Origin of the sequence: Campylobacter sp. CFSAN122748 (genome assembly GCF_045277125.1) — a bacterium.
Taxonomy (GTDB): Bacteria; Campylobacterota; Campylobacteria; order Campylobacterales; family Campylobacteraceae; genus Campylobacter_D; species Campylobacter_D jejuni.
Genome location: NZ_CP116953.1, coordinates 347,813 through 359,624 on the forward strand (window position 1 = coordinate 347,813; position 11,812 = coordinate 359,624).

Below are 11,812 nucleotides of genomic sequence, written 5' to 3' on the forward strand. Positions count from 1 at the left end.
CTTACACATACTCTTCGCTCTTGGCGTTTCTAAACTTCTTTTTATCTAAATTTTTTCTTTAATATTATTTTAATTTATTTTTTAAAAAAAGGTTTATTATGTTTGTTAAAAATGTAAATTTTTATTACAGACAAATCCTTGAAAAATTTGAAAATTCTTATTTTGCAGAGGATTTGACTAAGGTAATTATAGGGATTGATTGTGATTATTTAGATGCTAATGAATTATCCTTTAGCGAGTTTAAGGCAAAATATTATGAAGCTTTAAGCAAGAATAAAATTTGCGACTTTGCTGGATTTTTTGGAGTTTTTAGTGCAAATTTTGTATCTTTGTTTGAAAAAATTCCACTTTCTTCTAAGAAAAATTATGATTTTCCTTTATTTTTATTTGCCAATGCTAAGGCTTATTTGATTTATGAGAAAAATAGCAAGATGTTTTTTAAATTTGGTGCTTCAAAATATTTTGAATATTTAAAAGATGATATTGAACCAATGAAAAAGAAACAAAAAAATGATTTTGAAATTTTAAATTCTTTAGAAGATGAAAAAAATGATTTTTTAAAAATGTGCGAAAAAGCCAAAGAATATCTTTTAAGTGGAGATATTTTTCAAGTGGTCTTAAGTAAGCAACTTTGTATCAAACATCAAGTAAATGCTTTTGATTATTATGAGAGTTTAAGTGCTTTAAATCCAAGCGCTTATATGTTTTATTTTCCAAGTAAATATGGTGTTGTTTTGGGTTCTTCTCCAGAGTTTTTATTGAAAATTAAAAAAAGAGAGATTTATTTAGCCCCTATTGCTGGAACTAGAAATTTGGAAAATAACTGTGATCTTTTAGCTTTAGAAAAAGATCTTTTAAGTGATGAAAAAGAACTTAGTGAACATAAGATGCTTGTAGATTTAGCAAGAAATGATGCTTCTAAATTTGGCACTCAAACAAGAGTGGAAAATCTTTTTTCTATTATTAAAAATAAATTTGTAATGCACATAGTGAGTGAAGTGTATGCCAATATGAAAGAAGATGCGAGTATTTTTGATGTGATTGAAGCAGTTTTTCCAGCGGGAACTTTAAGCGGAGCTCCTAAAATAAGAGCTTTAGAGATCACTAGCGAGCTTGAAGATTGCGATCGTGGAATTTATGGTGGTGCGGTAGGATTTTTAAATTTTAACGAAGACATAACTTTAGCGATTTTAATCCGTTGCGCTTTTTTTACTCAAGATAAGGCTTATTTGGCAAGTGGGGCGGGTATTGTTTTGCAAAGTGAGAGTCAAAAAGAATATGCAGAAATTTGTGCTAAACGCAAGGCGCTTTTGGTAGCTTTTGAAAATTTAAAAAAGGAAAATCAATGATACTTTTAATTGATAATTATGATTCTTTTGTTTTTAATGTTAAAAGCATGTTAGAGCAACTCAGCAATGATGAAATTTTAGTAAGAAGAAATGATGCAATTTCTCTGAGTGAAATTAAAAATTTAAATCCTACTCATATTATTTTAAGTCCTGGTCCAAAGCATCCAAGTCAAAGTGGGATTTGTCTTGAAATTTTTAAAGCAAGGCTTAATATCCCTGTTTTGGGCATTTGCTTAGGGCATCAAGCTTTAGCTTTAGCTTTTGATTCTTTAGTGGTTAAGATGCAAGAGCCTATGCATGCAAAAAATTCTTTGATAAAACAGTGCAGGGAAAATGAATTATTTTCTAATTTGCCTTCAAATTTTAGTGTAATGCGTTATCATTCTTTAGAGGTTAAACAGCTTAGTGATGAGCTTGAAATTTTAGCCCTTGATGAAAAGGGTGTGATTATGGCTTTGGGACATAAAAATTTACCTTATTATGGTGTGCAATTTCATCCTGAAAGCTATTTTAGTGAATATGGCTTACAACTTTTTTCTAATTTTTTAAAACAAGATATAAAAAAACCACAAAAACAAGAAAATCCTTTAAGTTTTTATTTGCAAAAAATGAGTGAAAATCATTTTTTACAAAGCGATGATTTTGAGCAAATTTGTAAGATTATTATGTCTAAAGATTATGAAATTTTACAAGTAGCGGCTTTGTTGATTTTAATCACTGAAAAGTCCTTAAATGAAAAATCTTTAAGTGCTTTTGTAAGACAAATTTTAAGATATTCTCAAACTTTTAGTGATGAGAGTGAGATGATTGATATTTGTGGAACAGGTGGAGATGGTTTTAAAAGCATCAATGTTTCTACGACTAGTGCTTTTATTTTAGCAGCTTTAGGAGTAAAAGTAGCCAAACACGGAAATCGTGCCATTTCAAGTTCTAGCGGAAGTACAGATGTGTTAGAAGCTTTAAATATAACTACTCCAAACACTTTAGAATCAGTTTTAAAACAACTAAATAATCAAGGGCTTAGTTTTTTACATGCTCCATTTTTTCATCCTTTGGTAGGAGAACTTAAAGAGGTCAGATCAAGACTTGGAGTAAGAACGGTTTTTAATGTTTTAGGTCCTTTATTGCACCCTAATTTAAAGTTAAAATATCAACTTATGGGAAATTATCACGCACCTGTGCATAGGCTTTTGATAGAGGTTTTAAAAAATTTAGGACGCAAAAAAGCTTTAGTGGTAAGAGGAAATGATGGTATGGATGAGCTTAGTATTTGCGATGAAAGTAAAATTTATGAGCTTTGTGAAGGAGAAATTTTAGAGTATTCTATCTGTCCTGAACAATTTGGTTTTAAAAGAGCTTTTCATAGTGAAATCATAGGATCTAGTGCATATGACAACGCTAAAGATTTAAAAGATATTTTAAGCGGTAGAATGCAAGGGGCAAAATTTGATTTGGTAGTTTTAAATGCTATGTTTGCACTTTATACAGCCAATAAAGCAAGTTCGCCTTTAGTGGCTAAAGATATGATTTTAGAAGCCATTTATTCAGGTAAGGTTATAGAATATTTTAAGGAGTATCAAGCTTATGCTAAAGCTTAAAATTTGTGGTATTAAAGATGAAAAAAATGCCAAAGATTTAGCTTTTTTAAATATTGATTTTTTTGGACTTATTTTTGCTAAAAGTCCAAGAAGAGTGAGTTTAGAACAAGCAAGAAATTTAAGTGCAATTTTTCATGAAAAAGATAAAAAAGTTGTCGGTGTTTTTGTAGATGAAAATTTGGAACAAATTTTAAGATGTATTAAAGAAGCTAAGCTTGATGGGATACAAATTTATCGCACTATTACCAAAGAAGAATTTGAAATTTTAAAGGTGCAAAATGTTTTTGTTTGGCAGGTGATTAGTGTGGAAAATAGTTTAGATTTAAAAAGTGAAATTTTTGCTAATTTAGTACTTTTTGATGCTAAGGGAATTTTAAAGGGCGGTAATGGAATAAGTTTTGATTGGACTTTATTAGGTTCTTATACTAAAGATTTTGCATTAGCTGGAGGCATAGGTTTGGATAATGTTCATAAGGCTGTACAAACGGGAGCTAAAATTTTAGATCTTAATTCAAAACTTGAAGATGAAAAAGGCTTAAAAGATATCAACAAAATAAAACAAATTTTAAAGGAGTTGAAAAAATGAAAAAAGCGTATTATGGGGATTTTGGTGGGCAGTTTTTGCCTGAAAGTGCAATGTTTGCTTTAAATGAGCTAGAAGGTGCTTTTTTGAAATTTTCTAAAGATAAACTCTTTAAAAAAGAATTAAATGAGCTTTTAAAAACTTATGTAGGGCGTCCTACTCCACTTTATTTTGCTAGAAATTTAAGCAAAAAATATCAGCATGAAATTTATTTAAAACGCGAGGATTTAAATCATACCGGAGCACATAAAATCAATAATGCCATCGCTCAAGCCCTTTTAGCAAAAAAAATGGGAAAGAAAAAAATCATAGCAGAAACAGGAGCAGGTCAACACGGGCTTGCAACAGCCACTGCAGCAGCACTTTTAGGACTTGAATGTGAAATTTATATGGGGGCAACCGATGTGCAAAGACAGGCTTTAAATGTTTATAAAATGGAGCTTTTGGGTGCTAAAATTCATGCAGTACAAAGTGGGCTTAAAACTCTAAAAGAAGCTACTACTGCGGCTATTCAAGCTTGGGTTGGAGATATTAAAAATATTTTTTATGTGGTTGGAAGTGCGGTAGGTCCTTATCCTTATCCTAAAATGGTAATGCATTTTCAAAGTATTATAGGAAAAGAATGCAAAATGCAACTTCAAAAACTCAATAAAAAAGTAGATTATATTATCGCAGCTGTTGGGGGTGGAAGCAATGCAGCTGGGATTTTTTATGATTTTATCAAAGATGAAAATGTTAAACTTATAGGTATTGAAGCAGGGGGGCTTGGCATTGATACGCCTTATCATGCAGCGACTTTAAATAAGGGAAAAACAGGCATTATTCACGGTATGAAAACCAAGGTTTTACAAGATGATTTAGGCAATATCTTGCCTGTACATAGTGTTTCTGCAGGGCTTGATTATCCAGGAATTGGCCCTTTGCATGCTTTTTTATTTGAAAGTAAAAGAGCGCAATATCATGCTATAAGTGATGAAGAATGTATGCAAGCTTTAAAATTACTTTGCAAAGAAGAAGGTATTATTGCAGCGATTGAAAGTTCGCATGCTTTAGCGTTTTTAGAAAAACTTTGTCCAACTTTAAAAAAGAAAAGCGTGATAGTAGTAAATCTTTCAGGCAGGGGAGATAAAGATATGCAAATGATTAGAGATTATAAAAAAGGGGTGATTTATGGTTGATTTTAGAAAATTTTATAAAGAAAATGCAAATGTGGCTTATACGGTTTTAGGTTATCCAAATCTTCAAACAAGTGAAGCTTTTTTGCAAAGATTGGATCAAAGCCCTATTGATATTTTAGAACTTGGTGTTGCTTATAGTGATCCTATTGCCGATGGTGAGATTATTGCAGATGCGGCAAAAATAGCTCTTGATCAAGGCGTGGATATTCATAGTGTTTTTGAGCTTTTAGCTAGGATAAAAACTAAAAAAGCTTTGGTTTTTATGGTTTATTATAATTTAATTTTTTCTTATGGCTTGGAAAAATTTGTGAAAAAAGCAAAATCTTTAGGGATTTGTGCTTTGATTGTACCTGAATTAAGTTTTGAAGAAAGTGATGATTTAATTAAAGAGTGTGAAAGATATAATATAGCTTTAATCACACTTGTAAGCGTTACAACCCCTAAAGAAAGGGTTAAAAAGTTAGTAAAACATGCTAAAGGTTTTATTTATTTATTAGCAAGTATAGGTATTACAGGTACGAAAAGTGTCGAAGAAGCAATCTTGCAAGATAAAGTAAAAGAAATCAGATCTTTTACAAATTTGCCTATTTTTGTAGGTTTTGGTATTCAAAATAATCAAGATGTAAAAAGAATGAGAAAAGTTGCTGACGGAGTGATTGTAGGAACTAGTATAGTAAAGTGTTTTAAACAAGGAAATTTGGATATAATAATGAAAGATATTGAAGAAATTTTCAAAAAATAAAATTTTAAAACATATTTTTATTTTATATTTACTATAATTTTAAATTAAGTTTTTTATAAAGGTGGTAGTTATGTTAAAGATTCTTGAGTATTCCATCACTCATTTTTGCGAGCATATCTTAAGACTTCGCATTGAAGCAGCTCAAGATATAAGCGGTGAACTTTATGGAGCGAGTATTCCTATCATGGGCAAAAGCGAAGGAGAATGTAATTTTTATTTATTTTTTCCAAAAGAATTTTTAAAAAAAATTGCAGAAATTTTAATTAATGATGAAAAATTTAAAGAAGATGACTGGTGCGATTTAACTAAAGAATGTGCCAATCAGATTATAGGTTATGCTAAAAATTTGTTAAATGATGCCAAGGGTGATGACGAGTATAAACTCGGAATTCCGGAATATTTAGGAAAAGTTGATTTTTCTGAAATAGTTCTAGATGAAGCTTTAACTTATAAATTTGAAAATTGTTATTTTAGAATAGGATATTGCAAATAATGAGCGATGATATAGAGTTTAACATTCATCATGGGCTTTTACAATCTTATGAAGATATCTTAGATATTACAGTAGATTTTGTAAGCGAGCTTGGAACTACAAATATGAGTGTAGCGGAGCTTTTAAAACTTGAAGTAGGTTCGGTTATTGATCTTGAAAAGCCTGCTGGAGAAAGCGTTGAGCTTTATATCAATAAAAGAATTTTTGGCAAAGGCGAGGTTATGGTTTATGAAAAAAATCTCGCTATAAGAATTAATGAAATTTTGGATTCTAAGACTGTGCTTCAATACTTTAAAAAAGAAATTTAAATGAGATTGCTAGTATTATTTTTTTTAATTTTACCTTTATATAGTGTTGAGTTGATTAGTTATAATATCTACGATAGAAATGACCGAGTAGATTTAATGCTTTCTTTTGATAATGCTTATAATGGCAAGATTTCTCAAAAAAAAGAAAAAAATTTAACTCTTTTAACTTTTAGTGATTTAACGTATTCTAAAGATGAATTAAAAGAACTTAACTCTCAACTTGTAGATAAAATTAGTATTAGTTCTAAAAATAATAATACCTATATTATGCTACAAAACAAACAAAATATTAATTTAGAACTTAGCTCTATCAATGATAAATTTGGAGTAAGGATACGAGCTATAGAGCAAGGAAAAGCAAATATCGAATCTGTACCTACAACTACTATGAATAATTCTCAAGAATTAATGCCTAAACCAAAAAGTACAAGTTTAGAAGGGTATGATTATACAAATTATATCTTAGTAATGCTAATTTTAGTTATTTTGTTAATAGTGCTTTGGTGGTTTAAAAAGACTATGGTTTATAAAAATAACAATGTTTCTAGAGATTTTACTATGATTTTCCAAAGATTTTTAGATAAAAATAATCAACTTGTTGTTTTTGATCACGCCAATAAACGTTATACAATGATAATAGGTAATTCCAATGTGCTTTTAGAAAGTGTTGAAATTCCAGAGGAACAAACAATAAAACATACAGAAAAAACAGAGAAAAATTTTGATTCTTTTTTTGAAGAGAATAAAAAAAGAATTCAAAATCTTATAGAGCAGCGTCAAAAAGGTAAAAAATCTTAAATTTTTTGATTGATTGCTAATGCTATGGTAGCTGGTTTTGCAATTTTTTTGAGCTCATCTTTGGGTAAATTAAGAATTTTGTTTTCTTGATATATATAAAGAGTATTGTTTGCAAAAGCAAAATCAATCTTATCTTCATTTGTGCTTAAAGTTTTAGCTAAGCACAAAATAAAATTAAGCCATGAAATGGTATGAATATTGGGTAAAAGTTGTTTATAGGGTTCAAGATTATAAGGATTAACTTTTTTTCCATTAAGCTTAATAATACTAGCAATTAAAGCTTTTTCTTTATGCGAAAATCCATAATTTAATCCACCTAGTACAAAATGAGCAGAGTGTTCATTAGCAAAATAGAAATTTAAATATTCTCCAATATGGCATAATTTGGCAGCATTTAGTAAAGTATGCTTATAGTTATCGTTAAGTTTATGAAGATTTTTAAGGGTTGTAAAAATTTGCAGAGCAAAATGTGGAGTTTTATTTTTTTGTTTTGATTGTAAAAATTTATCTTGCAAACATTTTAAACTAGGATTGAAATTTGGTGGAAATGTGATTTTAGGACGAAGTAAATCTTGCAAATAAACTCCTTCTCTGATTCCAACCCCACTCGTGATAACTTGTTTGGCTTTTATTTTTTCCGCAATCTTTAAAAAAATAAATATACCCTCTTTAATGGTATCAAAACGATCCTTTTTTATGCCAAAATTGATTAAAGAGTCTAAGTTTGAATTAAAAATTTTTAAAATATGCCCTTTTTCTTCATCTAGCATATAGCGAAAATCATGTAAATTTTTCAGTGGATAGGAATTTTTTTGCATGATGGAATTAGATATTGCTCTTAAGCTTCCACCTATTGCAATAAGGTTTTGATTGCAAAATTCTTTAGGAATTTGTTCTAAAATTGGTTTTATAAATTCTTCTAAAGAATCCATTTTTCCAGTATTATAGAACAATTCTTTTAGCCTAACAGTGCCAATATCAAGAGATATGCAAGAAATAATTCTATTATTTTTTATTAAACACAATTCACTAGAACCACCACCTATGTCTAAAGTGGTTCCATCCTTAAAAGGACTTAATAAATTTAGAGCTGCAAGACCACCTAAGTAACTTTCGCTTTTTCCATCTATACAGCGTATATTTAAAGACAGATTATCTTTGATTCTTTTAATGAAATTTTTTGAATTTGGGGCATCTCTTAAGGCTGATGTGCCTACTATAAATATTTTTTTGCACTTATGCTTTAAAGCGCATTGTTTGAAAAAAGCTAAGGCATCTTCGGCTCTTTGCATGGCTTCTTCTTGGAGAATTTTGCCATTATTATAAGCATTTTCTCCAAGTCTTACTTTGCGTTTGTATTCGCAAGTTGTATAAAAACCATATCTAGAAGTTTTTTCAAAAATCACCATTCTAATGGAGTTTGAGCCAAGATCAACAACGGCTGTTTTTTTTGCCATTAAAATTCTCTATCTCTATGTTTGAGTTTTAATTCTTCTATAGTTTCTACATTATCAGGATCAGGAATGATACATTCATATGGGCAAGCAACAATACAGGCAGGCTCTGAAAAATCATTAACGCACTCTGAACAAAGATCAGGGTCTATTACATAAATTGGACTATTTTCATAAATAGCTTCATCAGGACATTCTTCTCTGCAAGCATCACAACATACGCAGTCTTTTGTAATTAAAAGAGACATCATAACCTTTCAAAAATTTAAAAAATAATTTTAGTTTATACAATAACCAAACTTAAATAAAATATAAAAATAGAAATAAAGATAAATTTTTTGCACCGAAGGTGCAAAATTGTTAAGATTTTTTAGGGAAGCAGAAACGGTATCCTCTACGACGAACTGTTTCTATGGTAGATATATTTAATGGTTTATCCATTTTTTGACGAATTTGATTGATAGCTACTTCGATAACATTTGGAGTTACTAGCTCAGGTTCTTCCCAGATGGCATCTAAAAGTTGTTCTTTGGATACAATTTGATCCGAATGTCTTGCTAAGTGCGTTAAAACTTCAAAAGGTTTTCCTTTAAGTTCTATATCTTGATCTTTATAAGTAATTTTTTCCTCATCTGGATCAATAACTAAGTCTTCAATTTTAATAACATTGGTTCCGCCAAGTCTTAGTCTTGCTTCAATTCTTGCGAGTAGAATATCAAAATCTAAAGGTTTTGCAACAAAATCATCAGCTCCAGCTTTCAAAGCTTTGATTTCTGTTTCTTTGTCTGTTTTTGAAGACATAATCATAACTGAAGTTCTTGGAGATTTATGCTTAATAGTGTTAACAAGTTCCGCTCCATCTCCATCAGGTAAAGTCCAGTTTGCTAAAACTAAATCATAATGTCTAATGCCGATAAAGTATTCTCCATCTTTAAAATTTTCAGAAGAATCAGTTTGATAACCAAATTCATTAAGATTGTCTATAATTGTTTTATTTAGGCTAATCTCATCTTCTATAACTAAAATTCTCATTTGTTCTATCCTTATTAAGAAAAATTTAAAGAATTATATCATAGCTTAAGTAAATGTTTAGATATCTTTAAAAAAAAATTAATATTTTTTTTTCAATTTAACCCCAACTGTAGCATTTTTTATTATATGGGGTTTGAAAATTTTTATGTTAAGATTGGTTAAATTAGGAAAATCTTTTTTTAAATTTAAGCTTACAAAGTCTAAAGACTCTTCAAGGGTGTAAAATTCTTCTTTTTGATACCATGTTTTAATTTTGGTAATTACTTCTGCATAATTTAAAAATTCATTTGCTTTAGCTTTAAGCTTGATAATAATTTTTTGTTTTTTCCTTCTTTCGAAATCTAATATACCAATGATACACTTAAAGTGAAATTTTATTTTTATATGACTTTGCATTCTTCTTTAAAAATCAATCTTTTAATATTAGGTAGATGTTTATATACTATAATAAAAGCGATAATGAAAACGGGTGCATGTGTATGAATTTCTAAGTCATAATTAAATATAAAAGAACTTACAACAAAAGCAAGTAATGCTGCTAAAGAAGCTAACGAAGATATTTTAAAAATTTTTCCTATAACTACCCATACAATAAATGCTGTAAGCACTTCCAATGGAAGCAAAACTATCATAGCACCTGCTCCTGTTGCTATGCCTTTCCCTCCTTCAAATAACAAGTAAATTGAAAAACAGTGTCCCAAAATAGCCAAAACTGCCACGCTCCAAAGCAAAGCTTGATCATAATGAAGAAATTTCAAGGTTAATAAAGGAATAGCTGCTTTTGCAAAATCTAAAATTATTGTAGCAATGGCAAGTTTTTTTGCTAGTTTGGGATTTTTTTCTTTTACTACTCTTAAAACATTGGTTGCTCCTATACTTTTTGAACCTTCTTTTTTGATATCAGTTTTAGCAAAAAATTTAGCTAGGATTAGCCCAAAAGGGATTGAACCTAAAAGATATATAAAAGCGTAAATTATTAAATTTTCCATAATATCCTTTTCAAATCATCTTAAAAATTTTAAGATTTATAACTAAAAATTATATCTTATGAAAATAAATAAACAAAAATAATTTTTATAGGATAAAAATAGTATTAATTAATTGTAAATATTTTTTAATAATATTTATCTTTATTTAAGCTCTAAATAATTATTATTTTATTTTAATTTATCTTTAATAGGAGTTTATAAATGAAAGTAAAAGCATTGCTAATCGCATCCTTAGTTGCTTTTTCAAGCTTAAATGCTGCAAGTCTTATAGATGAAGCTAAAAATTCAGGTCTTGTTGCCTTGCCAAAAGATCAAAAAGGTGTTGATGAAATTTTAAAACAAAATGGAGTAAAGGCTAGTGAATTTACTCTTGAAAAAGCAGAGCTTGGCAAAAAGCTTTATTTTGAACCACGCCTTTCAAAAAGTGGTATCATTTCTTGTAATACCTGTCACAATGTAGGACTTGGTGGAACAGATGGGGTTAGTACTGCAATAGGTCATAAATGGACAGCAAATCCCCATCATTTAAATTCACCAACAGTTTATAATGCGGTTTTAAATAATACTCAATTTTGGGATGGTCGTGCAGGAACATTAGCCGATCAAGCTAAAGGTCCAATCCAAGCTGATCCTGAAATGGCAACTCCTGCTAAACTCGCAGTAGAAAAAATTTCATCATTGCCTGAATATGTGAGTGAGTTTAAAAAAATCTATGATAAAAGTGGTGTAAATTTTGACAATATTGCTGATGCAATTGCAAATTTTGAAAGAACCTTGATCACTCCATCTCGTTTTGATAAATTTTTAGAAGGCGATGAAAAAGCTTTAACAAAAGAAGAGCAAAAAGGCTTAAAGCTTTTTATAGACAAGGGTTGTGTAGCTTGTCATAATGGTGTGAATTTAGGTGGCAATATGCAAGCGTTTGAAGTTGCTGGTAAATATAAATTTGCAAATTTAGGTGATTTTAAAGGTGATGCAAATGGCATGGTAAAAACTCCAACTTTAAGAAATGTTGCTGAAACTGCTCCATATTTTCATAATGGCGCTATTTGGAATCTAAAAGATGCTATTAAGGAAATGGGTAGTGTGCAACTTGGCATTAAAATTTCTGATAAAGAAGCAAAAAGTATTGAAACTTTCTTAAAATCCTTAACAGGAACAAAACCAGCAATTGTTTATCCACAACTTCCTATTTCTACTGAAAAAACTCCTAAACCTGAACTATAAGGTTCCAAACAAGCTCTATTTTTAGAGCTTGTTTAAATTTCTTTATCTTAGCTTTGTTATA

General features: G+C 29.6%; 14 protein-coding genes. 9 read left to right on the plus strand and 5 right to left on the minus strand.

Annotated elements, in window-relative coordinates:
• The first annotated feature begins 98 nt into the window (after positions 1–98).
• From OT390_RS01865 to OT390_RS01900, 8 genes are all read left to right on the plus strand, one after another.
• Complete coding sequence (locus tag OT390_RS01865) at positions 99–1,349, plus strand: anthranilate synthase component I family protein (RefSeq protein WP_002858746.1); 1,251 nt, start codon at positions 99–101, stop codon at positions 1,347–1,349.
• Positions 1,346–2,947 carry an anthranilate phosphoribosyltransferase gene (gene trpD / locus OT390_RS01870; RefSeq protein ID WP_002867764.1) on the plus strand — a complete coding sequence of 534 codons (1,602 nt, stop codon included), beginning with the start codon at positions 1,346–1,348 and terminating at the stop codon, positions 2,945–2,947. The genes OT390_RS01865 and trpD overlap by 4 nt, the downstream gene beginning before the upstream one ends.
• Positions 2,934–3,533 (plus strand): phosphoribosylanthranilate isomerase, encoded by a 600-nt coding sequence (locus OT390_RS01875; RefSeq protein ID WP_002872431.1) that lies wholly within the window; start codon positions 2,934–2,936, stop codon positions 3,531–3,533. The genes trpD and OT390_RS01875 overlap by 14 nt, the downstream gene beginning before the upstream one ends.
• Positions 3,530–4,708, plus strand: coding sequence for a tryptophan synthase subunit beta (gene trpB, locus OT390_RS01880; RefSeq protein ID WP_002854204.1), 1,179 nt, complete (start codon positions 3,530–3,532; stop codon positions 4,706–4,708). The genes OT390_RS01875 and trpB overlap by 4 nt, the downstream gene beginning before the upstream one ends.
• Positions 4,701–5,450, plus strand: coding sequence for a tryptophan synthase subunit alpha (gene trpA, locus OT390_RS01885; RefSeq protein ID WP_002854645.1), 750 nt, complete (start codon positions 4,701–4,703; stop codon positions 5,448–5,450). The genes trpB and trpA overlap by 8 nt, the downstream gene beginning before the upstream one ends.
• 70 nt (positions 5,451–5,520) lie before the next feature.
• The gene (locus OT390_RS01890) at positions 5,521–5,943 is read left to right on the plus strand and encodes a chemotaxis protein CheX (RefSeq protein ID WP_002854524.1); all 423 of its coding nucleotides are present in this window, start codon (positions 5,521–5,523) and stop codon (positions 5,941–5,943) included.
• Positions 5,943–6,251, plus strand: coding sequence for a flagellar motor switch protein FliN (fliN, locus tag OT390_RS01895; RefSeq protein WP_002824739.1), 309 nt, complete (start codon positions 5,943–5,945; stop codon positions 6,249–6,251). Before OT390_RS01890 ends, fliN begins: the two co-directional genes overlap by 1 nt.
• Positions 6,252–7,049 (plus strand): hypothetical protein, encoded by a 798-nt coding sequence (locus OT390_RS01900; protein WP_032586593.1) that lies wholly within the window; start codon positions 6,252–6,254, stop codon positions 7,047–7,049.
• Here the strand turns inward: OT390_RS01900 and OT390_RS01905 are convergent.
• From OT390_RS01905 to plsY, 5 genes are all read right to left on the minus strand, one after another.
• The gene (locus OT390_RS01905; RefSeq protein WP_032586594.1) at positions 7,046–8,506 is read right to left on the minus strand and encodes a Ppx/GppA phosphatase family protein; all 1,461 of its coding nucleotides are present in this window, start codon (positions 8,504–8,506) and stop codon (positions 7,046–7,048) included. The two genes, OT390_RS01900 and OT390_RS01905, sit on opposite strands and share 4 nt — an antisense overlap.
• A complete protein-coding gene (locus OT390_RS01910) occupies positions 8,506–8,751 on the minus strand; it encodes a YfhL family 4Fe-4S dicluster ferredoxin (RefSeq protein ID WP_002854647.1) in 246 nt (81 codons plus the stop codon). Before OT390_RS01910 ends, OT390_RS01905 begins: the two co-directional genes overlap by 1 nt.
• 112 nt (positions 8,752–8,863) lie before the next feature.
• On the minus strand, positions 8,864–9,535 hold the full coding sequence (gene hsrA, locus OT390_RS01915; protein ID WP_002854696.1) for a homeostatic response regulator transcription factor HsrA: 672 nt from the start codon (positions 9,533–9,535) through the stop codon (positions 8,864–8,866).
• A 78-nt stretch (positions 9,536–9,613) separates the two neighbouring features.
• A complete protein-coding gene (locus OT390_RS01920; protein ID WP_002867768.1) occupies positions 9,614–9,931 on the minus strand; it encodes a dihydroneopterin aldolase in 318 nt (105 codons plus the stop codon).
• Entirely contained in the window at positions 9,916–10,524 is a 609-nt protein-coding gene (gene plsY / locus OT390_RS01925) for a glycerol-3-phosphate 1-O-acyltransferase PlsY (protein ID WP_002854681.1), read from the minus strand. Before plsY ends, OT390_RS01920 begins: the two co-directional genes overlap by 16 nt.
• A 201-nt stretch (positions 10,525–10,725) precedes the next feature.
• On the opposite strand from plsY, the gene OT390_RS01930 reads away from it, so the two are divergent.
• A complete protein-coding gene (locus tag OT390_RS01930; protein ID WP_394535959.1) occupies positions 10,726–11,751 on the plus strand; it encodes a cytochrome-c peroxidase in 1,026 nt (341 codons plus the stop codon).
• Positions 11,752–11,812: the final 61 nt, after the last annotated feature.